This is a genomic window from Pseudoalteromonas sp. B131b, assembly GCF_037162545.1.
Taxonomy (GTDB): Bacteria; Pseudomonadota; Gammaproteobacteria; order Enterobacterales; family Alteromonadaceae; genus Pseudoalteromonas; species Pseudoalteromonas fuliginea.
The window spans coordinates 2,466,528-2,492,772 of record NZ_JARLUZ010000001.1 but is presented as its reverse complement, the minus strand read 5'-3'; the positions used below and the strand labels follow the sequence as shown (position 1 = coordinate 2,492,772).

Sequence of the window (26,245 nt, the reverse complement as noted above, 5' to 3'; positions counted from 1 at the left end):
TGTTCTATTATAGCGCCAAGAAAATAGCGCAATAACAAGGCGAAAATTATGACATATAGTTGTTCTATATAAATAATTTTTAACGCAGTGAGTGCGCTATTTAATACGATAGAATGACCATGTTTTTAATAAAGTCGGTATTACGTAAATGGTTATCAAATGCAGTTATTAGCAAATTAATGTACAATCGCGCACAAAATGACTGCTGTTACATTTAGTTATTTTATCATGCTCAAATATAAGCTTTGAAATTAATTGTAACCGCAGCTACAAATAAAAAATGATGAGAAACACATGAATCGCACACCACACCTTATAATACCTGCAATATTATGCAGCGTTACTGCATTTGCTAATGCTAATACGCTATCTGATGAGTCGGCAATCGAGAAAATAACGGTTGAGGCCTCACCCACTGCAAATAAGTTGCCAGTAGGTACATTCGACTCGCCTATTTCTAATTTAGAATATGACCCTCGTGTTGATTTACAATCGCGTAATATGGCTGAGGCGCAGGCTGATGTAACTATACGCGGCGGTATTTTCGAAAACACCGGTTTTAGAGTAGGAAGCGCTACCCTGCTTGACCCGCAATCTGGTCATTATTTTGCTGAAATCCCCATTGCACCGCAAATGCTAAGCGGCCCAGATGTTTTAACCGGTGCCGATAACGCACTTTACGGTATGAATAGCTCTGTAGGTACGGTTTCATTTGGTTGGAAACCAATTATTACAGGCGGCAGTATATCGCTTGGTACTGGCACAAATGACTTTAATCTGCAAAGCATTCATGCTGCTAAAAACACACAACTTGATAGTTTAGTTAACTATACTCTGGGCTTTGAAGGTGAGTATTCTCACTCGCAAAGTGATGGAACCATTGATAATGGTGACCATGACTTTTCGCGCGCCTCAGCTCGCGTGCAATTAGCAAGCGAGGACAGCCAAACCGATTTATTTTATGGCTCGCAAGATAAGTTTTTTGGCTGGCCTAACTTGTACACCCCTTTTGGCGTTAACGAAACTGAAGATTTAGAAACCCGCCTTTGGATGCTTAATCACAAGCAAAGCTACGCTGATAACAGTAACTTTGAAGTATCGGCGTATTATCGTACCCATGACGATCACTATATTTACTCGCGCGAAAATCCTAGTGCATTTGAAGCTTTTCATAAAAGCGACGTTAAATCGCTTGGACTTTCGGGTCGCCATGCACAAAGCGATGCACTGGCAATAAATTACTCAGCACAATTTATTGATGACTCGATTGAATCAACAACACTTGAAAACAACTTTACCTCACGAAAGTATTATAAATTAAGCGTATTGCCTGAATACCAAATGGTGCTTGAGGATAATAAACAACTTACATTTCGTTTAGGTGCTGCGTTTGACGATACAAATAGAGACGACTCTGAACTGTCACTCATTGGTGATGTAACGCTAAATACACAAAACAGCGAAGGTTTTGAGCGCACGTTTTATTTATCTTATGCACAAGCAAGCCAAGTTGCAGGCTATACCGCCATTGGCGGCAGTGATTCTGGTGGATTATTTAGAAGTAATTACAACCTTAAGCGCGAAACCACTTCAAACTTGGAGCTAGGTTTATTACTTGAAGAACAAAGCTGGCAGTTAAACTCGGCTATTTTTTATCGCAAAGATAATAACTTAACCGATTGGACCTTTAACTTTGATTCAACTTCAGCGCGCTTTGCAAACCCAGTTGATATTGATACTGCAGGGGTTGAATTTTTAGCGACTAAGCACTTTGATACAGCAAAACTTATAGCAAGCTACACCTATTTACATAAATCAGAAAACTACGGCGTAGCCGATATTGATGCCAGTTTTTACGCATTAAACTTTCCTGATCACCGTTTAACACTTGGCGCTGTGTACAACCCAACTGATATTTTAGAATTTAGAATAGATAACGAATGGCGTACACAACACAAAAATGCACTTAGAAACGGCAATGACAACGCGTTATTTACCCAGCTAACGCTTAAAATAACGCCGCCACAGTTGAGTAATTTATTTATCACCTTAGCGGCAGATAACTTATGGGATGAGTCGTTTGAAGAAATACCTGGTACACCTGGGCGCGGTGAACAATATACGTTAAGCGCAACGTATAGCTGGTAACTAGTAACGTAAGCAAGCTTCACGTCTACAAAACAGACACAAACCTACACCTTGGCGGTAGACGTAGAGCTTGCTCGCGTGAAAAGCGCAGCTTTTAATTATTTAGAGTCCAGCGACTTTTACCGTCTTTGTGAACCTTATTGACGGGCAATGCCCGTAACGTAAGCAAGCTTCACGTCTACAAAACAGACACAAACCTACACCTTGGCGGTAGACGTAGAGCTTGCTCGCGTGAAAAGCGCAGCTTTTAATTATTTAGAGTCCAGCGACTTTTACCGTCTTTATGAACCTTATTGATGGGCAATGCCCGTTACGTAAGCAAGCTTCACGTCTACAAAACAGACACAAACCTCCACTTTGGCAGTAGACGCAGAGCTTGCTCGCGTGAAAAGCGCAGCTTTTAATTATTTAGAGTCCAGCGACTTTTACCGTCTTTGTGAACCTTATTGACGGGCAATGCGCGTAACGTAAGCAAGCTTTACGTCTGCAAAAACAGACACAAACCTCCACTTTGACAGTAGACGCAGAGCTTGCTCGCGTGAAAAGCGCAGCTTTTAATTACTTAAAATAAATACACAGTAATAAATAAGTGTAAATATATGTGTATTTTAATAGCTCACTAAGTGAGCTCTTCGAGCTCTGTAATAAGCGCTAGGGCTTGCGCGTTTGTTGACCCGCACACATCAAACGTGGCGCTAAAATCGCTACACACTTTAGGCCGACTTTCATCACCAAATAACTTACATAAATTACGTTCGTCCAGCTGAATACAGCGCTCTCCGGCTTTTTTACCATTTGGCATACCTGGAATAGGCGAACTAATACTTGGCGCAATACAACATGCGCCGCAGCCTAGCCTGCAATTCATCGATTCGGTTTTCATAATTTCCTCTGAATAAAAAACACTTACTTTAATTTCTTTTTAGGAACTTAATTAGTCGCATAGCGAGTTGTAACACACATATGTAATGCTTTGTTACATCTTAAAACAGCTTGTAAACACTTTATTGCGTATTATTGCTCTGTCACCACCAATTATGAAGGAATGCCTTGTGGCTACTACAAAACAAATAATACTCCCAATCGCTGTTTTAGCAGGCGGCATTGCGCTAGCTATAGCCTTTAAGATGATGAAACAGCCACCTGAAGAAAAGCCAGAGCAAGATTTACGCCCTTTAGTAGCAACACAAAGCGTACTTTTAGATTCTATAACGCTCGATGTTAAATCGTACGGCATTGTTAAACCCAAGTATCGTACCGAGCTAATAGCACAAGTTAGCGGGCAAGTTATTTCGGTATCGGATCAATTTGTTGAAGGCGCGTTTGTAAAGCAAGGCGATATTTTAGCACGAATTGATGCAAATGATTACGAGGCAGACTTTATTGAAGCGCAAGCGGGTTTAGCACAAGCAAGCTCAGCACTTGAAATAGAACGCGCGCAAGCACATGTCGCTCAAGCTGAGTGGGAGCGCATTAAGTCAGACTCAAGCGACGCTATTGCATCAGAACTTTATTTACGAAAACCACAGCTGGCAGAAAAATTAGCGCGTTACCGCTCTGCTCAAGCAAGTGTTAAGCGTGCTAGCCGCAATCTTGAGCGTACTTATATTAAAGCCCCTTATGATGCCATTATTAATGAGCGCACAATTAGCTTGGGGTCAGTAGTAAACCCAGGTAATAGTTTTGGCGCACTAAGCGCAACCTCAGTTGCAGAGGTACGTTTACCGGTTGCCGATCAAGAACTGCAATATTTAAAAAATGGCGGCGTAGGTTCAAATGTTACATTTAACGCAGAATACGCAGGTAAACAAACAATGTGGCAAGCCAAAGTAATTCGCACCGAAGGTGTGGTTGATCAAACAAGCCGCATGAGCTACTTGGTTGCACAACTTGCAACACCTTATGGCGATAAAACACGCCCTCTTCGTTTTGGTTCGTACATTAACGCTACCATTGAAGGTCGCCCGCTTGATAACGCAATTATTGTTGCGCACCACTTAGTTAAAGATAATAAAATTGTAATTTTAAATGACGATTTAACATTGTCGTTTAAAACTCTCAATATTATACGCGAACAAAACGGCATGATTATAGCCAGCCAAGGGTTAAAAAATGGCGAGCAAATTGTTACCTCAGCGCTTGAATACCCAACTGAAGGTATGGCAGTAAAAATTGAAGATATTGCGCTTGATAAAACTGATGTAACTCAACTTGCGCTGAAAGAGGAATAATCATGAACACTCGTGAAACAGGGTTAATAGCATGGTTTGCCCGAAATCCCGTTGCAGCCAACCTACTAATGATATTTATATTAGTAGGCGGTATTTTAATGGCGATGACCATTCGCAAACAAATGTTCCCACAGTTTGAAAGCAACTGGATAAGCGTACAAGCAGTTTACCCAGGTGCAGCCCCGCAAGAGGTTGAAGAAGGCATAACCATAAAAGTTGAAGAAAACCTCGAAGGTATTGAAGGCATTAAACGCCTAATTACGTACTCTAACCGTGGTTTTTCACAAGCGTGGATTGAAATAGAAGAACAATACAATCCACAAGAAGTACTTGATGAAATTAAAGTACAAGTTGATTCAATAAACACCTTTCCTGCGGGGATGGAGCGCCCTGTTGTGCGCCGCGATAAATTTGAGCAAGAGGTAATGATACTCGCGCTTTACGGCGACATGAGTAACTACCAGTTAAAAGAGCTTGGCAACGATATAAAAGACGAGTTACAAGCACTGCCTCACGTTAACCTTGTTAATTTTAACGGCGGCTTAGAGTACGAAATTGGTATAGAAGTCAGCCCTGATAAACTACGCGAGTACGGCTTAACATTTAGAGATATTGCAGGCGCGGTGCAAAACTTTTCGGCAAATATGTCGGCGGGGCAAATACGCTCTGAAAATGGTTATATTTCGATGCGTGTTGAAAAACAAGCCTACCGTGGTTTTGAGTTTGAAAAACTGCCACTTATTACCCTTGCTGATGGCGCACAAATTTATTTAGGCGATGTAGCAACTATTAATGATGGCTTTGAAGAAGGTCTACAATATTCAAAATACAATGGTAAAAATTCACTCTCGTTTGAAGTAAACGCATCAAAAGATCAAGACATTACCGATGTAGCAAAAGTCCTTAAAAGTTACATGGCAACTAAAGAGCCACTTTTACCAGCAGGCGTTAAGCTCTCTCCTATTGTTGATTTAACTTACTACCTTGAAGGTCGACTCGATATGATGGTCGATAACATGATTTGGGGTGGCTTGTTAGTAATGATAGTGCTGGCACTATTTTTACCGCTACGCTTAGCATTTTGGGTAATGATGGGCTTACCGGTGTCTTTTCTGGGCGCCTTTTTGTTTATGCCTATTGGCTTTTTAGATGTAACAATTAACCTAGCCTCTCTTTTTGCGTTTATACTTGTACTCGGGATTGTTGTTGATGACGCCATAGTTGTGGGCGAGTCAGCCAGTGCCGAAATAGAAAAATACGGCCACACACTTGATAACGTAGTACGCGGTGTTAAACGTGTTGCGATGCCAGCGACCTTTGGTGTACTAACGACTATTGCGGCATTTTTACCACAAACACTCGCAACCGGCCCTGGTGCTGCTTTTTCTAAAGCCATTGGTGGCGTTATTATTTTATGTTTGATTTTTTCACTCATTGAATCAAAACTAATTTTACCTGCGCATATTGCAGCAATGAATCCACGTAAACCAAACCCTAAAAATCTATTACATCGCTTACGTATGGTGATTGATAGCAGTTTAAAAAGCTTTGTAAATAACTACTACCTTCCTTTTGTTGGCCGCTGTATTCATTATCGCTATACAGTGATTGTCGGTTTTATGTGTTTGCTTATTGTAAGCGCAGGTATGTTTGCAGGTGGTTTAGTTAAGTTTGTACCAAACCCTAAAATACCGCACGACTTTCCGCGTATTGATATAGAAATGAACCTTGCCTCATCTGAGCAAGCAACGCTTGAAACCGCACGTAAAATAGAAAGCGTGTTGTTAAAGGTCGATCAGCAACTACAAGAGCAATACGGTAAACCGATGATCCGCGATTTATCAGTAAGTCTGCGCGGGCGAACGCAAGCAAATATTATGGCCATTTTGGTAGAGCCTGACTTACGCCCTATCGACACCTTTGCCCTAAGTGCATTATGGCGCGAGCAAATGCCCGCCCTACCAGGCATTAAAACCATGACCATTCAAGACAGTATAATGAATGGCGGTCGAGATGATGGCGACGTTAGCTTTAAACTTGAAGGCAAAAATGCTGACGAGCTAAAAGAAGTGGCTGGTAAATTAAAAGCCAAATTACAAACAATGGAAGGCGTTGGCGACGTAAACGATTCAATGCAAAGCGCTACCGACGAAGTGCAACTTGATTTAAAACCACTCGCTTACAGCATGGGTTTAACGCTTGCTGATGTCGCATCGCAAGTAAGCTTTAGTTACTACGGCTTAGAAGCGCAGCGAATATTGCGTGAAGGCGAAGAAATTAAAGTCATGATCCGCTATCCAGAAGACGAACGTAACTCAATAAGTGATATCGCAAGTGTGCGTATTATCACACCTACTGGTGCTGAAGTTCCGTTAAGTGAAGTAGCCGAAGTTAAACTAGTTGACGGTGTAAACCGTATTCGCCGCGAAAACTCTAAACGTACTGTAAACGTATGGGCTGCGGTAAATACCGACCAAGCCGAACCATTTGCAATTGCAGAAGAAATTCGTGATGAGTACTTACCAACATTACTTAAAAGCTACCCTGGCGTTACAAGTGATGTAGCTGGGCGCATTCAAGAAGAGATGGATAGCGCTTCAGAGCAGCTTCGTGATTTTGGTATATCAATGATGATTATATTTGCCTTGTTAGCCATTCCGCTTCGCTCTTACTCGCAGCCACTTATTATAATGTCGGTTATTCCGTTTGGTGTAGTTGGCGCGATGTTTGGGCATATGATTTTAGGTATGACCATGAGTAGCTTATCTATGTTTGGCATTATTGCTGTAGCGGGTGTGGTCGTAAATGACTCCCTCGTTATGGTCGATTTTGTAAACAAAGCCCGCGCTGAAGGTGTTTCGATTAAGGATGCTGTAATGCAAGCCGGTGCTCGTCGCTTTAGAGCAATATTACTTACCTCAATCACTACCTTTATTGGTGTAATGCCAATTATTTTTGAAACGAGTTTACAAGCTAAAATTGTTATCCCAATGGCAGTATCACTTGCTTTTGGTGTGTTATTTGCCACAGTAATAACACTGATACTTATACCGTGTCAGTACGTTGCACTAGAAGATGCTAAACGATTAGTTCGTAAAATGCGTGGCAAGCCGCCACTAGTAGATGCCCAACCAGCGCCTACAAATAGCTAAATTAAGTAACATCCCAACCAAAAAAGCTCGGCATATTATGCCGAGCTTTTTTATTTTTAGCTTAAAGGTAATATTCGCCTATTTGCTAAGACTGTCTCTACTACCCATTGTTTAACAAGCAGGATTTATTAACAATCCTAATAATTGAGAGAAATATTGCTCGTTTTTTATCCCTAATACGTTATGGTATTTAAATAATAAATAGACATAATAAAGTTAAGGAACAGCCATGAATACATCCCCCTCTGATCACATTCCTCAAGAAGCCTTTGATTGGTATGACGAATACGCCCACGGTTTAATGGACCGACGTACTTTTATGAAAAAACTCGGTGGCCTTGCTGCACTTGGCTTTTCGATGGCTGTACTTACATCAGCATTATTACCTAATTACGCATTGGCTGAACAAGTATCATTTAATGACGATGATATTAAAGCAACATACGAAGAATTCGATTCGCCAGACGGGCACGGTAAAGGCAAAGGTTACTTAGCAACCCCTAAAAACATAGAAGGTAAGCTCCCTGTTGTTCTTGTGATACACGAAAACCGTGGATTAAACCCATACGTAAAGGATGTAGCAAGACGCTTAGCGAAGATAGGCTTTATTGCATTTGCACCCGATGCGCTATTTCCACTGGGTGGCTACCCTGGTAATGATGATGAAGGACGCGCTGTGCAAAAAACCATGGATCGCGCTAAAATTCAAAACGATTTTGTTGCCGCAGCGCACTTTTTAAAATCACATGCTAACAGTAACGGTAAGTTAGGCGCTGTCGGTTTTTGTTTTGGTGGCTACATTGTTAATTATTTAGCGGCAGTTGATAGTAATTTAATCAGCGCTGGCGTGCCTTTTTACGGCACTCCCGCCAGTGAAAGTTTACGTAAAAATATTAAAGCACCGTTAATGATTCAATTAGGCGAGCTGGATAAACGTGTAAACGCGTCGTGGCCACAGTACGAACAAGATTTAAAAGCTAATAACGTTGAATACACTATGCATATGTATAAAGGGGCAAATCATGGTTTTCATAACGACTCTACAGGTCGATATGATAAAGACAATGCCGAGCTTGCATGGCAACGTACCGTTGAGTTTTTTAATGAAAAGCTAAGTTGATCTGATTGCGTATTAATCCTTTAATACGCTTTTATCAATAATGCCTTTATTGACCAACTGCTGCAAAATAGCTTGGGATTTTGCTCTACATACATCACGTAGTAAACGCACCGCAGGGGTTATTGACTGCCTACTTGGGCAAATAAGCCAAAGTTCACCATTAACATGTTGATAATTTGGCATTACAGTAACCACCCTGTCATTGAGTAAATCGTCGGCCATATCAAGAGCCGACTTTACAGCTAAGCCCTTACCCGCAACGCACCAGCGCCTGACTAAATCGCCATCGTTTGAGGCGCGCCTACCATCCATTTTAACTTTATATTTTGACTCACCATCACTGAATTCCCACGTATTATTTATAATATCCTGCAACTGATAAAACAAACCTTGATGCGACGCTAAATCATCGGGATGCACAGGGCTTCCATTTTGTAAGAGGTATTCTTCGCTAGCACACAACAAGCGCGGTACATTACAAATTTTAAAACCATAAACGCTAGCATCATTAGGCGAGCCATAACGAAGCGCTATATCAACTGAGTCACGGTAAAAGTCGATATTACTATCACTTATATGCGTTCTTAAACTTAGCTTTGGATAAGTGTCCATGAGTTCATCAATCCATGGGATCACTAAGTTACGGCCTAAGTCAGATGAAAGGGCAACGCGCAACTCCCTTCAATTTCGTCATGCTCACCTTTTAGATTTTGCTTTGCAAGCTCAAGTACAGCTAAAGCCTGCTCACATTGTGGTATGTAGCGCTCCCCAGCAGCCGATAACCTTAAATGACGTGTTGTACGAACAAATAGCTCACTACCAAGGGCTGCCTCAACACGTTTAATAGCAGCGCTTGCTGTGGCTGTACGCATATCTAACTTAGCAGCTGCGAGCGTAATACTTCTAAACTCAGCTACTTTTAAAATAAGTTTTAAATCTTCTATGTTCATATTATCTATTTTTATTTGATAATGATTCAACAATTATGCGGTTTATCTATATTAAAGCAAGGTCTACTATATATCCATCAGCTAGCCAAAGCATGGCTTGCACCTTATATGTAAACAAATTAGGACACTTATTATGAAAGCCATTGGTTATAAAAAATCTCTTCCTGTTTCTAATCCTGAATCGTTAATTGATGTTGAATTACCACAGCCAGTTGCAACAGGTCGTGATTTATTAATTAAAGTTAAAGCTATTGCAGTTAACCCTGCCGATTATAAAGTGCGCCTATATATGCTACCAACAAACGGTGAAGTAAAAGTAATTGGTTGGGATGCAGTTGGTGAAGTTGTTGCAACAGGTGAAGCTGTAACGGCATTTAAACCTGGCGATGCGGTTTATTACGCAGGTGATATTACCCGCCCAGGTAGTAATGCAGAATTTCAATTAGTGGATGAGCGCATTGTAGGGTTCAAACCACAAAGCTTAAACGATGCTGAAGCTGCTGCATTACCCCTTACTGCAATAACAGCGTACGAATTATTATTTGAGCATTTAAACATTGTAAAACAAGCAGCTGATTCAACAACAAAATCAGACGAAGTTATTTTAGTAACAGGTGCCGCAGGCGGCGTTGGTTCTATTTTTATCCAGCTTGCTAAAGCGATTACTGGCGCAACTGTGATTGCCACTGCATCGCGTGAAAGCTCACAAGCATGGGTTAAAAAACTAGGCGCAGATTATGTTGTTGATCATACAAAACCATTACCCGCTCAAATTGATGCATTAAACATTGGCTCGGTAACACATGTAGCAAGTCTGCACAGTACTGATACTTATTTTGAAGCGTATACAGAGGTACTTGCACCCTTTGGTAAAATTGCAATGATTGACGATCCTGAGTCATTAGATGTTAGTAAATTAAAAATGAAGAGCTTATCGCTACATTGGGAATTTATGTTTGCCCGCTCAATGTTTAATGCCAAAGATTTAATTGAGCAAAGCAAGTTATTAAATCATGTTGCTGAGTTAATTGATCAGGGCCATATTCAAACAACGATTGGTAAAAATTTAGGCGTTATAAATGCGGCTAACCTGCGTATTGCACACGCAGAACTTGAAGAAGGTCGCTCTATTGGAAAAATAGTGTTGGAAGATTTTTAATTCCATAAATACTAAATACGCGCTGCCTGAATTAATTGAAGGCACCAATGTAATTGGTGTCTTCAGCCAATATTTCGGGGTGGCTATGGCTGTATTTATATTTATTAAAGAAACTATTACCTAATAATATTTGATAATGATTCAACCATATACCTGTTTATCATATTGTAATAACCCACTACTATCCGTACCTAGCTATATTGATAGGCCTTACTTTACGTAGATATCAATTGAATCAAATAAGTAGAGTGATTTAAAAACACGATATTATTTTTGTAATAAATTTTTAAAAGGGTTTGTTTTTACTAAAACTGACTCAACATAGTAAATACTGGTAAAACACCTACTCAATGGAGAAACTAATGACTCACCCTATTCTTAATGACTTAGAAAAGCGTTACACAGCAAAACGTTACGATGCAACGAAACGTGTATCTCAAGACGATTTAGCCGTTATTTACGAAGCTATGCGCCTATCTCCATCATCTATTAACTCGCAGCCTTGGAAATTCATCGTAATTGAATCAGATGAGGCTAAAGAGCGTATGCATAGTACATTTGCTAATAAATTTGCGTTTAACCAGCCACATATTAAAACAGCTTCGCATATAATATTATTCGCTCACAATCCTAAATATACCCGCGATGACTACGCACAAGTTATTGATGCAGATATTAAAAATGGCCGTACTAAAGCAGAAAATCGCGAACAAGCTTTTGGTGCTTATGCGTTTGTTGATATGAATACTGATGAGCAAGGCGTTAATGAAGAGTGGACTAAAGCACAAACTTACATTGCACTGGGTAACACTATGCATGCCGCTGCACGTTTAGGCATTGATTCAACTCCAATGGAAGGCGTAGATGCCGAGCTGATTGGCGAAGTCTTTGAAAAAGAACTTGATGGTTACGTATGCGACGTCGCATTAGTACTTGGCTATCACGATAGCGCTGAAGATTATAATGCTAAGCTACCTAAATCTCGCTTGGCTAAAGAGCAAGTTATTCAGGTTTTATAAGTAATACTATATTAATAACAGTTTTCAATTAAACCACTTATTATAATAAGTGGTTTTTTATAATCCGTAAGGTATATGGAGTAAGCGAGAAAACTGTACTACTCTTTCATAGATTAATATTGGACAAATTGTTGATAAAACTTTTCATCTAAACCAATATCAGGACACACTAAACCTTTATCTTTCAGTTTAGATAGAGAAAATTTATTACTAACGACTATAACAGCCTGATATTCCAGTGAACATCTATCACTCTCTTTTACTGACCATCTTTTTAATTTCTCTAATTTAGCCGGGGCTCCAGAAATAATATAAATTTTACTTTCATTAAATTGAAAAAAATTTTTCTTGCCATTTTCAGTTTTGACTAATGAGCATGGAGGTGACAACTGTAGTTTTTCACTATTATTGTCCATTGAAACTTCGCAAATTTCAGCATCTAAAAGTATGCCAGCGTTTATATTTGAACAAGAAAATAAAAGTAACATAGAGCTAAATGTTAATTTATTTCTCATACTAAAATTTCCCAAAACCAGATCTCATCACCTAAATTCAGCCAATCTGTGTTACCACCCTTTAGGTACTCCCCATCCCACAAGTCAATGTGATCAGTATTACCCCAGCCATTCATTATAAATATAATTCCTTTTTTATCTTTCAACTTGGATAAAGCGCCCCCTTTAATTACTTTTTTAGTACCAAATGCAGTGCTACGAGGAGAGTCAATCCAATTTGCAAGCTCCTGAGCTGCCAAGATATGTCTAGGACTATGCTTTAAACCAGGGTAGCACCGGCGTTGAGGATACATACTATCAAAAGACGAAGTATCTATTCCTGACTTTTCTAGCGCAACCCCCATGCGAATAGCGCATTGATTTCCAAACAGAGATTTATCACAAGGTGCGTCAGGATATGGATGATTAGACCAAAGTTTATTAAATTTAACGATCATATTATTAATTCCTTTTATATAAGTTAACGTCAATATAGCATGGCATTAACTCGCTTACAAAAGCAAAATAAGCCGTACTATCTTTCACTTATACTATAACGTTAGCACTGACAGTTAACATGTAATGTCACACACTTTAATTAGCCTCTCAAATAAAGTCTGGAAGTTTTCTTAAAAAATAACAATTATTCGAGGTGGACTAAAGCACAAACTTACATAGCGCTTGGTAATACAATGCATACAGCAGAACGCTTAGGGATTGATTCAACTCCAATGGAAGGCGTAGATGCCGAGCTGATTGGCGAAGTTTTTGAAAAAGAGATAGATGGTTACATTTGTGATGTAGCTTTAGTGCTTGGCTACCATGATGACGCAGAAGATTATAATGCCAAATTACCTAAATCACGTTTAGCTAAAGAGCAAGTTATTCAAGTTTTATAATTTTTCAAACCAAGCAGCTGGTTTATATCAGCTGCTATTTTTTCGCTTATACATTTATAAATACAACTCATATTCAGTAAAGGATCCAAGCATATTACTCTGTACTAATGTGCTGCAGTAACTGTTAAGGCCACCTTAATATGGTAAGCAAAAGTATTGAACAAAAAGTACAGCTATAAAAAAATTGCATTACAGTGAAGGAAAACACATCGTCGGTTACAGTCACTATACCGTATTTAGATAGTGTCCAGCCATAACGAAAAGAATGCAATAAAGGTAACCCCACCATAAGTAAAAGTACCACGCTGTAAAATTGATTAATCGTGCTTAAAATCGACAGTTCAGCGAACAACAATAAGGGTAAACTGATACACAAACCAAATAAAAACACACCCGCTATTCTTTTATTAGAGCAGCTGGTCATTCGTAATATTTTTTTAGCCTCAGCCTCTTTTTCTATCGCATCATTATAGTGTTTTAATTCGTTTTCTCTTTTTAAAAATTCAGCCATTAATGCATTGAAATTCTCAGTGTATTTATCTTTATCTATATTAGCTTTTACATCGAACAATTCTTCAAGTGTATAGTTAGAATAATCTATTTTAATGGGGTAATTCCTTATAGAGTACTGTATGTAGCGGCTACAGAAAGTGCAATTCCTTCGCTAAGCTTCTTAAATAACGTAAATAAAAACAAGTGATTATTATATTTTAAGAGCAAGTTAGGCCCATAAAAACACGCAACAGGTGCGTGCTTTTAATATATCTAAGGCTGATAAAATAGTAATTTAACCTACTTTAAGCTGCGCAGCTTGAATGTATTGCACGAGATCTTCAATAGAAACCACGGTCATATTATGCTTATTAGCATAATCACTCACTTCAGGTAAGCGCGCCATTGAACCATCGGGATTAGTAAGTTCGCAAATTACGCCAAATGGTTTTAAGCCGGCAAGTTGCATTAAATCAACTGATGCTTCGGTATGACCGCGACGCACTAATACGCCACCCGTTTGTGCTTTTAAACCAAACACATGCCCTGGGCGCGATAAATCACTTGGTTTTGCATTATCGGCTGTCGCTGCTTTTATAGTAGTTACTCTATCCGCAGCAGACACACCTGTTGTAACGCCATGTTTAGCTTCAATAGTGACTGTATAAGCGGTGTTATTTTGACTCGTATTGTTAGCTACCATTTGCGGTAAATCGAGCTGTTTAATGCGCTCCTCCCCCATGCATAAGCAAACAATGCCGCTGCCTTCGCGGATCATCTCGGCCATTTGAGAAGTCGTTAAATGCTCAGCTGAAAAAACAAAGTCGCCTTCATTTTCACGGTTTTCATCATCAACAACAAGTACGCCTTGGCCTTGCTGTAGTGCAGTGATTGCGCTTTGTACGCGGGTATGGCTTTCGCCGAATTGAGTAAGTAGAGACTGAATCATCATTATATTCCAATTAAAAATAATAGATTCAGGACTGTGAAAGGATCAGTAATACATCACTTAAATTTAAAGCGAACACTACCAAAATAGCTTAAATAGAATAACAAAAAGCACGCAGCAAAATGCAGCGCACAGTGTTATACCAACTGCATTAAATTAGTGATTAATTATAGCGCAAAAAAACAGCTCACTTAACGCGATACAATGATCAGGCCTTTAATAAAATCGGTATTAGTATAATAAGCCATATTCTCTTTCATCCGGACTGTAACCGTCGGCTCTGGCATCTCACCAGATCTGCTTGACCTTTACTTAACCTAAAATAAGTTAAATAAAGCGCTCGCGGGCTCGTTTAAGTCATAAAAAACATTAAACATACCGCCGGTGGGGAATTTCACCCCGCCCTGAGAATTCACTTTTATAACTAGAGCGCTATAAAAGCGGGCTTATTATACCCTTTAACCTAATTACTTATCAAAGGTAAGTGAGTACACTTCTAACAAAGCTCGGTATTTAATGAGGCTTTGATGACTTTACCTTCATTTATTTCAGCGGTGATTGTACAAGTAGCGCCGTTTACTAAATTTAAGTTAGGTGGAACATGACCTATATCGGCATCAATAATTACAGGAAATAAACACCCACCTAGTGCAACATCAAGCGCATGACGATAATCAAAGGCATCGTAATGACTTTGTGTAATTTCACTTCGCCCTAAAATCAAACCATTGATGTCGTCAAATATGCCCGCTAATTTTAATGACAGTAAAAATCGTGCAACGGTTGTTGGTGTAAGTTCTGAGTTTTCGAGGTATAGAATAAGTCCTTCAGGTGCGCTGTGCGTCTTAAACTCATGCAGCGCTAAAAATGGCGAGTCAAGCAATAAACCTACGGTATCTAAACACCCACCAAATAACCGACCAGACATTTCTATGGTACGTTTATCTGTGTAGTTTAAACATTGCCAATTTGTGGGCTCACTCGGGCTGAGTAATTCGTTCGGGTTTTGCGCGTAATCAGGCTTATTTTTTTGATATAAAGAAGAAGGACCTTGCTCAAATTTACTACCGGCTTCGTAGGTCAGAGTTTCAAATATTTGTAAGCTATACGGATTTTTTTCATCTGGATGTAACTGCATAAGATTAGCGCTGTGAAGGGTTGCCCATTGGCACTTAGCTGTTAATGCACATGCAATAGTACTCACATCAGAAAAACCAACTAACCACTTAGGCTTTGCTTCTTTAATGGCGTTAAAATCAAGTAGTGGCAGTATCTCCATTGCCAGCTCACCACCCATCGGCGGCATAATCGCATCTATTTCATCATCAAGTAAAAAAACCATTAGCTGCTGAGCATGCGCTTTTGCGTTAAGCTGTTCACGTGGTTTGTTTTGACGTAAAAACTCCCCTTCAACAACACCATACTCTCTTTGTTTTAGTCCATTTATAACAATGTCTAATCGAGCATGGTATTTTTCTTTTAGCCCAGATGAAAGTGAGCAAATAGCAATTTTAGAGCCTACTTTTAAAGGCGCTGGGTAAAGTATATTAGCCATTGAGTGTTCCTTTTAATGAAGTGATTATGTACCTATATCATCATGCTCACTCTTTATGCAATATGAACACCCTTATCAGTATAGTGATTTATTTAAGGTATAAAAAAACCGATGTAAATACATCGGTTTTTATTTAAAACGTTAAAGTGAGTTATGCGTTAAAGATACTCAACTTCAATGATTTCGTACTCAACGATACCTTTTGGCGTTTGGATAGACACTGCATCGTCTACTTGTTTACCAATTAAGCCACGTGCAATCGGTGAATTAACAGAAATTAAGTTGTTTTTAATATCTGCTTCATCATCGCCTACAATACGATATTTTACTTCAGCATCCGTATCTACATTTACTATAGTTACTGTGGTACCAAAAATAACTTTGCCCGTATTTGGCATTTTAGTTACGTCGATTATCTGAACATTTGAAAGTTTAGCTTCAATTTCTTGAATACGACCTTCACAAAAACCCTGTTGCTCACGTGCAGCGTGGTACTCAGCGTTTTCTTTTAAGTCACCGTGTTCACGCGCAACAGCAATGTCGGCGATAATTTTTGGACGGGTAACTGTTTTTAATTCGTTAAGCTCTTTGCGCAGTAAATCTGCGCCACGAACTGTCATCGGAATTGATTGCATACTTTTCTCACTTAACACCAAGGCCCTAGTTGGCCTTGGCACATTTCCTTAGTTCAATCGCAGGTGTAGCTCTTGAACTGACGTTACTTTACTACGGTCATCTGCTTTGTTAGCAGTACAGTTAGCAAAAGCCGCGTTCAAGGTTGTCGTATAGTTGGTTTTATTTTGCAATGCACCACGACGTAACACCTTCGAATCTTCGATCGCTTGGCGACCTTCGGTGGTATTAACGATATAGCTGTACTCTTTATTCTTGATATAATCAAGAATATGCGGGCGGCCTTCATATACTTTGTTTACACGTCGTACTTCAATGCCAGCTTCTTCAAGAGCGTGTGCCGTGCCACCCGTTGCGTCAAGTTCAAAACCTAAGTCGGTCATAATCTTGGCTAATTCAACAATGCGTGGCTTATCGCTATTACGAACAGATAATAACGCGCGACCACCGCGTGGTAAAGTGTTGCTTGCACCTAATTGTGCTTTTGCGAATGCTTCGGCGAAAGTATCACCAACACCCATCACTTCACCCGTTGAACGCATCTCAGGACCACGGATTGGATCCACACCCTGAAACTTAGCAAATGGTAAAACAACTTCTTTAACGCTGTAATAAGGAGGGATCACTTCTTTAGTGATACCTTGGCTTGCCAAAGACTGACCCGCCATACAACGAGCCGCCACTTTTGCAAGCGCTACACCGGTTGCTTTTGATACAAACGGTACAGTACGTGCGGCACGCGGGTTGACTTCAATTAAGTACACTTTGCCATCTTTTACGGCAAACTGTGTATTCATCAAACCTACAACACCAAGCTCAAGCGCCATGTCGGTTACTTGCTTGCGCATTACGTCTTGCACTTCTTGTGATAAAGAATGCGCAGGTAATGAACAGGCTGAGTCACCCGAGTGAACACCCGCTTGCTCAATGTGCTCCATGATACCGCCGATGATTACTTGCTCGCCGTCGCAAATTGCGTCAACGTCAACTTCAATCGCATTATCTAAGAAACGGTCCAGTAATACAGGTGCTTCGTTTGATGCTTGTACCGCTTCGGTCATGTAGCGACGTAAATCATCTTCGTCGTATACAATTTCCATTGCACGACCGCCTAGTACATACGACGGGCGTACAACTAATGGGAAGCCAATCTCAACTGATTTAAGTAGTGCTTCTTCAGTTGAAGTTACTGTTGCGTTTTCTGGCTGAAGTAAATTTAAACGCTCAACAAGTTGTTGGAAGCGTTCGCGGTCCTCTGCACGGTCAATCGCATCTGGTGAAGTACCTATTACTGGCACACCATTAGCTTCAAGCTCACGTGCTAATTTAAGTGGTGTTTGACCACCGTACTGCACGATAACGCCTTTAGGCTTTTCAACACGTACAATTTCAAGTACGTCTTCAAGTGTAATTGGTTCGAAGTATAATCTGTCTGATGTATCGTAATCGGTAGATACTGTTTCAGGGTTACAGTTAACCATAATGGTTTCATAGCCGTCTTCGCGAAGCGCAAGCGAGGCATGTACACAACAGTAATCAAATTCAATACCTTGGCCGATACGGTTAGGCCCGCCACCAATAACCATGATTTTGTCTTTATCTGTTGGGTTTGCTTCACACTCTTCATCGTAAGATGAGTACATGTAAGCTGTGTCTGAGCTAAATTCTGCGGCGCACGTATCAACACGCTTGTATACTGGCACGATGTTTAATAAGTGACGTTTTTTACGAATTTCAGCTTCAGATACACCAGCAATTTCAGCTATACGTGGATCTGCGAAACCTTTGCGTTTAAGTTTACGTAAGAAGTCGGCATTTAAACCAGCCATACCTACTTCACCAATTTTTGCTTCGTCTTTTAAAATATCTTCTATTTGTACTAAGAACCAGCGATTAACTTTAGTCAGCTCGTAAACATCATCAACGCTCATACCATGGCGCATTGCATCGGCAATGTACCAGATACGCTCAGCACCTGGCTCGCGTAATTCGCGGATGATTTTTTCTTTCGCTTTAGGGTCATCAAGTGCAACTATTGGGTTAAAACCTGTTGCGCCCACTTCAAGACCACGTAATGCTTTGTGTAATGATTCTTGTTGGTTACGACCAATCGCCATTACTTCGCCAACAGATTTCATTTGCGTAGTTAAGCGGTCGTTAGCACCGGCAAATTTTTCAAAGTTAAAGCGAGGAATTTTTGTTACAACGTAATCGATTGAAGGCTCAAAAGACGCTGGAGTTTTACCGCCAGTAATATCGTTTTGAAGTTCATCAAGCGTATAACCTACTGCTAGCTTTGCAGCAATTTTAGCAATTGGGAAACCCGTTGCTTTTGATGCAAGTGCAGATGAGCGTGATACGCGTGGGTTCATCTCAATGATAACCATACGGCCATCTTCAGGATTAATACCAAACTGCACGTTAGAACCGCCAGTTTCTACACCAATTTCACGTAATACCGCCATAGAGGCGTTACGCATAATTTGGTATTCTTTGTCGGTTAACGTTTGCGCTGGTGCAACGGTGATTGAATCGCCAGTGTGAACACCCATAGGGTCAAAGTTTTCAATGGTACAAACAATAATACAGTTATCGTTTTTATCACGTACAACTTCTGTTTCGTACTCTTTCCAACCAATCAGTGATTCATCAATCAATAATTCGTTTGTTGGCGATAAGTCTAAACCGCGCTCACAAATTTCTTCAAACTCTTCCATGTTGTAAGCAACACCGCCACCGGTGCCACCCATGGTGAAAGAAGGACGAATGATACACGGCAAGCCAATGCGGGTCATTGTATCTTTTGCTTCTTCCATTGTGTGAGCAATCTCAGCACGTGGACATTCAAGACCAATGTTTTTCATTGCTACGTCAAAGCGTTCACGGTTTTCTGCTTTGTCGATTGCATCAGCCGTTGCGCCAATTAGCTCAACGCCATGCTTAGCCAATACACCGTGCTTGTCTAAATCAAGTGCACAGTTTAATGCTGTTTGACCACCCATTGTAGGCAGTACTGCATCAGGCTTTTCTTTTTCAATAATTTTTTCAACCACTTCCCAGTGAATTGGTTCGATGTAGGTAGCATCAGCCATTTCAGGGTCGGTCATGATAGTTGCAGGGTTTGAGTTAACTAATATAACTCTATAGCCTTCTTCTCTAAGTGCTTTACACGCTTGAGCACCAGAGTAGTCAAATTCACAAGCTTGACCAATTACAATTGGGCCTGCGCCTAAGATAAGAATGCTTTTTATGTCGGTACGTTTTGGCATTATTACTCCAGTTAAATTAGTGTTTACGCGCTTGCATCAAATCGATGAAGTGGTCAAATAATGGTGCTGCATCGTGTGGACCTGGACTTGCTTCAGGGTGACCCTGGAAGCTAAACGCAGGTTTATCTGTACGATGAATACCTTGAAGCGTTCCATCAAATAACGATTTATGCGTGGCACGAAGCGTACTTGGTAGGCTTGATTCTTGAGCTGCAAAACCATGGTTTTGAGCTGTGATCATAACTACATCGCGGTCTAGGTCTTTAACTGGGTGGTTAGCGCCGTGGTGGCCAAATTTCATTTTTTCTGTTTTAGCACCTGAGGCAAGGGCTAATAACTGATGACCTAAACAGATACCAAAAATAGGTGTGTCGGTTTCTAAAAAGGTTTTAATTGCATCAATAGCGTAAGTACATGGCTCAGGGTCACCAGGGCCATTAGATAAGAAGATACCATCAGGGTTTAAAGCAAGTACGTCAGCGGCTGAAGTTTGCGCTGGTACTACTGTAAGTTTACAACCACGGTCTACAAGCATACGTAAGATATTACGTTTTACACCGAAGTCGTAGGCAACAACATGAAACTTTTCATCAGCAGCGTCAAGGGTTTTAAATCCTTCACCTAATGTCCAGCTTGATTCGCGCCACTCAAAATTTTCCTTGGTTGAGACAACTTTTGCTAAATCCATGCCTTTTAAACCTGGGAAGGCTTGCGCGGCTTGTAACGCTTTATTTTCGTCTAGCTCGTCACCGGCAACAATACACCCGTTTTGTGCGCCTTTATCACGCAAAATTCGAGTTAGCTTTCTGGTGTCGATGTCCGCAATACCTAAAATATTACGTTCTTTTAAGTAATCATCTAACGATTGCTCGTTACGAAAGTTACTTGCTAGCAGTGGCAAATCACGGATCACTAGGCCTTTAGCCCAAATTTGATTCGCTTCTTCGTCTTCGCTGTTGGTACCCGTATTACCGATATGTGGGTACGTCAAAGTTACGATTTGTTCCGCGTATGATGGATCAGTCAAAATTTCTTGATAACCAGTCATAGACGTATTGAATACCACTTCACCGACTGACATGCCGTCAGCGCCGATTGCAGTACCGCGAAACACTGTGCCGTCTTCTAGGACTAACAGAGCGGATTTAGTCAAGTTAAACCTCCTAACAGTAAAAAACGGGAGTAAGCAATTGCTTAACACCCCGCCAATACCCAGAGGGATCGTCAAAACCAGATTTTTGTGAGCTTAAATTGTTTTACGCAGTCTTAAATGATGCAGATGTAAAGCATTCAACCTTCAATCATTTTTCTTGCCTAAAACTATTTTCATTCCCACTGAAACCCTGGATTTACTAGCCACTTGGGTATAATTGGAAACACGCATTTAGTAATTTTTGGCAAATTGGCTGCATATTACATGAAGTTGCTATTTAGGTCTAACATTATTTGGTTAATTGTTACAAATAAGTCACTGTAGGTGAAATTAGACCCAAACAGTTAAAATAGTAACTAAACTACTTAAGATCTAGCACATCTTGCATATCATAAAGTCCAGCAGGTTTGTTTTTCAACCAGCTTGCAGCCCTTATAGCACCTAGAGCGAACGTCATTCTCGAACTTGCTTTATGTGTCAATTCAAGCCTTTCGCCCATTGTAGCGAAGTATGCGGTATGTTCACCTACTATATCGCCCCCTCTTAGGACAGAATAACCAATCTCATTTTGAGATTTAGCTGTTTCTACTTGGCTTCGGTCATATACCGCAACCTCGTCGTGATCCCAGCCTTTCGCTTGCGCGATTGACTCACCTATTGCCAGTGCGGTACCAGATGGTGCATCTATTTTATGACGGTGGTGCGCTTCAAATATTTCGATATCTAAATCGTCACCAAACTTAGTCGCTGCAGTTTGCACAAGGTTGAGTAATACATTGACACCCACGCTGTAATTTCGCGCAAATACAATAGGAATATGCTTAGCGGCATCGTGTAAAAGTGCCATATCGTCGCTTGTTAAGCCCGTTGTACCAATAACCATAGGAATTTTTTGTGCTACAGCGGTTTTTAAATGGTTTTTCATACCAGCGGGAAGCGTAAAGTCGATTAAAACATCTACATTATCTATTGTGGTTTCTTCGCTAAAGCTAACACTGCTGTCGGCTGCGCTATTTACTTGATTTACATTAATACCTAATAACGATGAACTGCTACGAACGTATGCACCTGTAAGTTGTGTTTGCTCTTTAATTGTCGCTGCTTCTAATAGAGCTAAGCCCATTCTGCCATTAGCACCAAAAACGCCTATTCGATTTGTAGTCATTGTTTTTACCTAATTTAATTTGAATCCGTTTATTAGCCATATATCCGGGCATTACAAAATACGCAGGTGGGTATTTTTATGCAGTTGGATAAATATTAATCGCTGAAAATCGCGTTGTTTTATAGATATTATCTAAAAGTCATGCAATAGTCAGGTGACCTTTTAATTTAATAATAATAACAATACCAGTTTACTTTAGCCATCTATACATTTAAACTTCTCTTTCGCGTCGATTTGGTCTTTGGCTTGCGGACGCTGCGGCTAACAACTTTTTTAAAAAGTTGTACTGCTAAATTCAGCTAAAAGAGGAGTTTTGGCTGTGATAAATTTTACTGGTTACGAGGATTATGATGCAGCCATCATTTAATAAAAACAAAGCAATACTTTCTTTACTTCCCCTACTTACCTTTGTAGCGCTATTTTTAGGCTCAGGTTTGTATTTGCAATCGCAAGGGGTTGATTATGCTTTTTACCAACTACCCGCACCTGTTGCTATATTGCCCGCCATCATGCTTGCGTTTATTTTAAATAAAGGCACGGTAAACCAATGTGTAGAAACCTTTATTAAAGGTGCCGGACACAACAATATTATTACCATGTGTTTAATATACTTACTTGCGGGTGCTTTTTCTGCCGTTGCCAGTGCAACCGGTGGTGTAGATGCGGTAGTAAATGCAGGCTTATCGCTTATTCCACCTTCGTTGTTACTCCCTGGTTTATTTTTAATTGCAGCGGTTGTATCAACAGCAATGGGTACGTCAATGGGTACGATTGGCGCCATTGGCCCTATCGCTTATGCGGTATCAATTAAAACAGGTATAGATCCAGCATTAATGGCCGGTACGATTGTATCTGGCGCTATGTTTGGCGATAACTTATCTATTATTTCAGACACCACTATTGCAGCTACGCGCACGCAGGGCTGTGAAATGAAAGACAAGTTTAAAGAGAATCTTAAAATTGCTGTCCCTGCTGCAATACTGACTATTGGCTTATTGTTTTATTTAACACCTGCTGCTCAAGTTGTTGAAACCAAGGATTACGATATTTGGTTAGTGCTTCCGTATGCCTTTATTTTAGTGCTAGCAGTTGCTGGCTTGAACGTCTTTGTAGTGTTGTTTAGCGGTATTATTTTTGCCGCATTAATGGGCTTTACAGGAAGTTATGAAGGCGCAAGCTTTGTAAAAGACATTTACAAAGGCTTTACCGATATGCAGGAAATATTTTTACTATCAATGTTTATTGGTGGCTTATCTGAATTTATTCGTATTAATGGTGGCCTTGATTACATTGCTCAAAAAATTCAAGCAATTACTAAAATCATTGCAAAATGGCACCGTAAAGTGGCAGATCAATTAGGTATCGCTGCGTTAGTTTTAACAAGTAATGTCTGTATTGCCAATAACACCGTATCTATTATTGTGGCCGGCCCTATTGCTAAAAAGCTTGCTGATGATGGTGAAATAAGCGGTAAACGCTCTGCAAGTTTGCTAGATATTTTTGCTTGTGTAACGCAGGGTTCTTTACCATACGGCGCACAAGCATTGTTACTTGGCGCTACGTTTAAAATAAGCCCTTGGGAAGTATCAACCTCTTCCTATTATTGTTTTATCCTAGCATTTACGGCAATAACTATCATTTGCTTACGCCGCAATAAAGCGTAATAAATTGCGTCTCCACATGTTGCAGCTTATAAAGTAAGCTGCAACATGTGTTAAATTAGCGATCAACAAATCAATCTCTTCTGCTATAATCTCTGCTTCCGCGTGTCACTAAAATTATAGTTATTAAACAGTTATGAAATTTAAAAAATTACTCCCTTTTATTACTTTTACTTCTCTTGCTTTATCATCGTCGGCTTTTGCTGCTAATTGGAGCAGTACAGCACTACACATTAATAATGGCAGTCAAAAAAATCCATTTTCTAAACAAGAGTCCGATACTACCGTTTACTCGGTTCAACATGCATCGGGCTATGACTACGGCGATAACTTCTTCTTTATCGATTACAGTAAAGACGATATAGATGATGGTTACCAAGATGCTGATTTTTATGGTGAATGGTACTCAACGGTAAGCTTATCGGCCATTAGCGGCGAAAAAATTGGCTCTGGTGCATTATTGGATGTTGGCCTTACGGGCGGTATTAACGTTGCTGGTGATGCAAAAGTAATGAAATACCTACCAGGTGTTAAATTAAGCTGGGATGTACCTGGTTTTAACTTTTTTCAAACGTTGTTCACAGCTTACATTGACGATAGTGAAGGTGTAGCAAAAGGCGGTGCACCTATTGAAACTAATAGCTGGATGCTTGATGTAGCTTTTGAGTATCCTTTCTCTATTGGCTCACAAAAGTTTAGCTTTAAAGGCCACGCTGAATACATTGCTGAACGTGAAGATGAATTTGGTAACGATGTACAAGCTTGGATACTCGCACAGCCTATTTTAGTGTGGGATATGGGCCACGCTCTTCAAATGAAAGAAAACACACTCCTGTTGGGTATGGAATTACAATACTGGCACAATAAACTAGGTACTGAAGTCACTGAATCGGTACCACAAATCCATATTGAGTGGACGTTTTAAGCTTTAACAATCAGCTCTTTACTCAGTAATTAATAAGCGAAGCTTTAATTTAGCTTCGCTTCTTTTCGTCCACGTAAAACATTTAATTGAACAGGTGTAAATACTTAGTTATTGTTGTACTTCTTTTAAGCCAAGCGCTCGCCTTTAATAGGAGTAACTGAATGTCGTCGATTAAAGTTATTTGTTTCTCTACTTTATTAGTACTAACAAACAATGCCTTAGCTGGCACTTCTCAAGATACATCTGCCCTTTCTTATGATGCACTTTTAAGCAGTTACCAGTACGATTTTAAAGTAAATTACTTTGCACTTGAGTCGCAAAAACAATCATTAAAAATGGCCTATATTTACTTAAAGCCAACCAAATCCGACATGCCAACAGTTACACTTATGCATGGCAAAAACTTTAATGCAGATTACTGGACTACCACTGCGCAATATCTGCAATCTTTAGGTTATGGGGTATTAATTCCAGATCAAATTGGTTTTGGTAAGTCGTCTAAGCCAACTAATTACCAGTATTCATTTGCGGCTCTTGCTCATCATACTCATGCGTTAATGGACTCACTTGATATAAAAGAGTCGATTGTATTAGGGCACTCAATGGGCGGGATGCTAGCGAGTCGTTTTGCATTAATGTATACAAATACAACTAAAAAGCTAATTTTATTAAACCCTATTGGGCTTGAAAACTACTTGCAGTATGTTGATTACAAAGATACAAATTTTTTCTATAAAAATGAGTTTTCAAAAACGCCGGAAGGCGTAAGAAAATATCAACAAAAAAATTACTACGATGGTAAGTGGAATGCCACATATTCAGCCTTAACTGACTTCATAACAGGGCAAATACAAGGCCCAGATAAAGAACAAATGGCATGGGTAAATGCAAAAACATACGATATGATTTTCACTCAACCTGTAATAACCGAATTTAAAGATTTAACTATGCCGGTTAAATTAATTATAGGTACGCGGGATAGAACCGGCCCTGGCCGTAACTGGAAAAAAGAGGGTGTTAATTACGAGCTTGGTCGATATGATAAATTAGGCAAACACGCTGCAACACTTATCCCTGACGCACAATTATTCGAGCTGGATAACTTAGGGCATCTGCCGCACATTGAAGATTTCGAACGCTTTAAAAATGTATTTAAACAAGCACTTTCTGCTGAATAACCACGCTTAAGAACTAAAATAAAACCCCTGTAGGTAAAATACTTACAGGGGTTTTACGCATTAATACTAAACGTACACTACTTCAAATAGTAA

General features: G+C 39.9%; 18 protein-coding genes, 2 pseudogenes and 1 riboswitch. Of the genes and pseudogenes, 10 read left to right on the top strand and 10 right to left on the bottom strand.

The window, feature by feature from the left end; genetic code table 11:
* Positions 1 to 294 precede the first annotated feature (294 nt).
* On the top strand, positions 295 to 2,148 hold the full coding sequence (locus tag P4S65_RS11475) for a TonB-dependent receptor plug domain-containing protein (RefSeq protein ID WP_096792870.1): 1,854 nt from the start codon (positions 295 to 297) through the stop codon (positions 2,146 to 2,148).
* Between the two features lie 619 nt (positions 2,149 to 2,767).
* Here P4S65_RS11475 and P4S65_RS11470 read toward each other — a convergent pair.
* Positions 2,768 to 3,031 (bottom strand): YkgJ family cysteine cluster protein, encoded by a 264-nt coding sequence (locus tag P4S65_RS11470; protein WP_008134548.1) that lies wholly within the window; start codon positions 3,029 to 3,031, stop codon positions 2,768 to 2,770.
* A 169-nt stretch (positions 3,032 to 3,200) separates the two neighbouring features.
* On the opposite strand from P4S65_RS11470, the gene P4S65_RS11465 reads away from it, so the two are divergent.
* The 3 genes from P4S65_RS11465 (at position 3,201) to P4S65_RS11455 (ending at position 8,651) form a co-directional block, all read left to right on the top strand.
* On the top strand, positions 3,201 to 4,379 hold the full coding sequence (locus tag P4S65_RS11465) for an efflux RND transporter periplasmic adaptor subunit (RefSeq protein WP_337120170.1): 1,179 nt from the start codon (positions 3,201 to 3,203) through the stop codon (positions 4,377 to 4,379).
* Between the two features lie 2 nt (positions 4,380 to 4,381).
* Positions 4,382 to 7,531 carry an efflux RND transporter permease subunit gene (locus P4S65_RS11460; RefSeq protein ID WP_337120169.1) on the top strand — a complete coding sequence of 1,050 codons (3,150 nt, stop codon included), beginning with the start codon at positions 4,382 to 4,384 and terminating at the stop codon, positions 7,529 to 7,531.
* A 229-nt stretch (positions 7,532 to 7,760) separates the two neighbouring features.
* The gene (locus P4S65_RS11455; RefSeq protein WP_337120168.1) at positions 7,761 to 8,651 is read left to right on the top strand and encodes a dienelactone hydrolase family protein; all 891 of its coding nucleotides are present in this window, start codon (positions 7,761 to 7,763) and stop codon (positions 8,649 to 8,651) included.
* 12 nt (positions 8,652 to 8,663) lie between these two features.
* Here the strand turns inward: P4S65_RS11455 and P4S65_RS11450 are convergent.
* A pseudogene (locus tag P4S65_RS11450) lies at positions 8,664 to 9,601 on the bottom strand (LysR family transcriptional regulator).
* Between the two features lie 133 nt (positions 9,602 to 9,734).
* Between P4S65_RS11450 and P4S65_RS11445 the strand changes: the two are divergent.
* Complete coding sequence (locus P4S65_RS11445; RefSeq protein ID WP_337120167.1) at positions 9,735 to 10,760, top strand: zinc-binding alcohol dehydrogenase family protein; 1,026 nt, start codon at positions 9,735 to 9,737, stop codon at positions 10,758 to 10,760.
* Positions 10,761 to 11,122: 362 nt separating this feature from the next.
* Positions 11,123 to 11,779 carry a nitroreductase family protein gene (locus tag P4S65_RS11440; protein WP_182715806.1) on the top strand — a complete coding sequence of 219 codons (657 nt, stop codon included), beginning with the start codon at positions 11,123 to 11,125 and terminating at the stop codon, positions 11,777 to 11,779.
* Positions 11,780 to 11,892: 113 nt separating this feature from the next.
* Here P4S65_RS11440 and P4S65_RS11435 read toward each other — a convergent pair whose 3' ends face one another.
* Both P4S65_RS11435 and P4S65_RS11430 read right to left on the bottom strand, forming a co-directional pair.
* On the bottom strand, positions 11,893 to 12,294 hold the full coding sequence (locus P4S65_RS11435; protein ID WP_096792864.1) for a hypothetical protein: 402 nt from the start codon (positions 12,292 to 12,294) through the stop codon (positions 11,893 to 11,895).
* Positions 12,291 to 12,731, bottom strand: a complete 441-nt coding sequence (locus P4S65_RS11430; RefSeq protein ID WP_232525520.1) for a T6SS effector amidase Tae4 family protein — start codon at positions 12,729 to 12,731, stop codon at positions 12,291 to 12,293. The genes P4S65_RS11435 and P4S65_RS11430 overlap by 4 nt, the downstream gene beginning before the upstream one ends.
* A gap of 189 nt (positions 12,732 to 12,920) precedes the next feature.
* On the opposite strand from P4S65_RS11430, the pseudogene P4S65_RS11425 reads away from it, so the two are divergent.
* Positions 12,921 to 13,172 (top strand): annotated as a pseudogene (locus P4S65_RS11425) (NAD(P)H-dependent oxidoreductase); the annotation flags it as partial.
* Between the two features lie 787 nt (positions 13,173 to 13,959).
* On the opposite strand, the gene ribB reads toward P4S65_RS11425, so the two are convergent.
* The 6 genes from ribB to dapB form a co-directional block, all read right to left on the bottom strand.
* Positions 13,960 to 14,613: a 3,4-dihydroxy-2-butanone-4-phosphate synthase gene (gene ribB / locus P4S65_RS11420; RefSeq protein WP_096792862.1), complete on the bottom strand. Its 654-nt coding sequence runs from the start codon at positions 14,611 to 14,613 to the stop codon at positions 13,960 to 13,962.
* 244 nt (positions 14,614 to 14,857) lie between these two features.
* A riboswitch (FMN riboswitch) is annotated at positions 14,858 to 15,029 on the bottom strand.
* A gap of 80 nt (positions 15,030 to 15,109) precedes the next feature.
* On the bottom strand, positions 15,110 to 16,168 hold the full coding sequence (locus P4S65_RS11415) for a S66 family peptidase (RefSeq protein ID WP_096792861.1): 1,059 nt from the start codon (positions 16,166 to 16,168) through the stop codon (positions 15,110 to 15,112).
* Between the two features lie 158 nt (positions 16,169 to 16,326).
* On the bottom strand, positions 16,327 to 16,803 hold the full coding sequence (gene greA / locus P4S65_RS11410) for a transcription elongation factor GreA (RefSeq protein WP_004335404.1): 477 nt from the start codon (positions 16,801 to 16,803) through the stop codon (positions 16,327 to 16,329).
* A gap of 48 nt (positions 16,804 to 16,851) precedes the next feature.
* Positions 16,852 to 20,070, bottom strand: a complete 3,219-nt coding sequence (gene carB, locus P4S65_RS11405) for a carbamoyl-phosphate synthase large subunit (protein WP_033037722.1) — start codon at positions 20,068 to 20,070, stop codon at positions 16,852 to 16,854.
* Between the two features lie 16 nt (positions 20,071 to 20,086).
* Positions 20,087 to 21,223: a glutamine-hydrolyzing carbamoyl-phosphate synthase small subunit gene (gene carA, locus P4S65_RS11400; RefSeq protein ID WP_096792860.1), complete on the bottom strand. Its 1,137-nt coding sequence runs from the start codon at positions 21,221 to 21,223 to the stop codon at positions 20,087 to 20,089.
* A gap of 361 nt (positions 21,224 to 21,584) precedes the next feature.
* The gene (dapB, locus tag P4S65_RS11395) at positions 21,585 to 22,388 is read right to left on the bottom strand and encodes a 4-hydroxy-tetrahydrodipicolinate reductase (protein WP_096792859.1); all 804 of its coding nucleotides are present in this window, start codon (positions 22,386 to 22,388) and stop codon (positions 21,585 to 21,587) included.
* A 350-nt stretch (positions 22,389 to 22,738) separates the two neighbouring features.
* On the opposite strand from dapB, the gene P4S65_RS11390 reads away from it, so the two are divergent.
* The 3 genes from P4S65_RS11390 (at position 22,739) to P4S65_RS11380 (ending at position 26,152) form a co-directional block, all read left to right on the top strand.
* Positions 22,739 to 24,052, top strand: a complete 1,314-nt coding sequence (locus P4S65_RS11390) for a Na+/H+ antiporter NhaC family protein (protein ID WP_008134735.1) — start codon at positions 22,739 to 22,741, stop codon at positions 24,050 to 24,052.
* A 133-nt stretch (positions 24,053 to 24,185) separates the two neighbouring features.
* On the top strand, positions 24,186 to 24,974 hold the full coding sequence (locus P4S65_RS11385) for a nucleoside-binding outer membrane protein (protein ID WP_033028723.1): 789 nt from the start codon (positions 24,186 to 24,188) through the stop codon (positions 24,972 to 24,974).
* Positions 24,975 to 25,135: 161 nt separating this feature from the next.
* Positions 25,136 to 26,152, top strand: a complete 1,017-nt coding sequence (locus tag P4S65_RS11380; protein WP_337120166.1) for an alpha/beta fold hydrolase — start codon at positions 25,136 to 25,138, stop codon at positions 26,150 to 26,152.
* Positions 26,153 to 26,245: the final 93 nt, after the last annotated feature.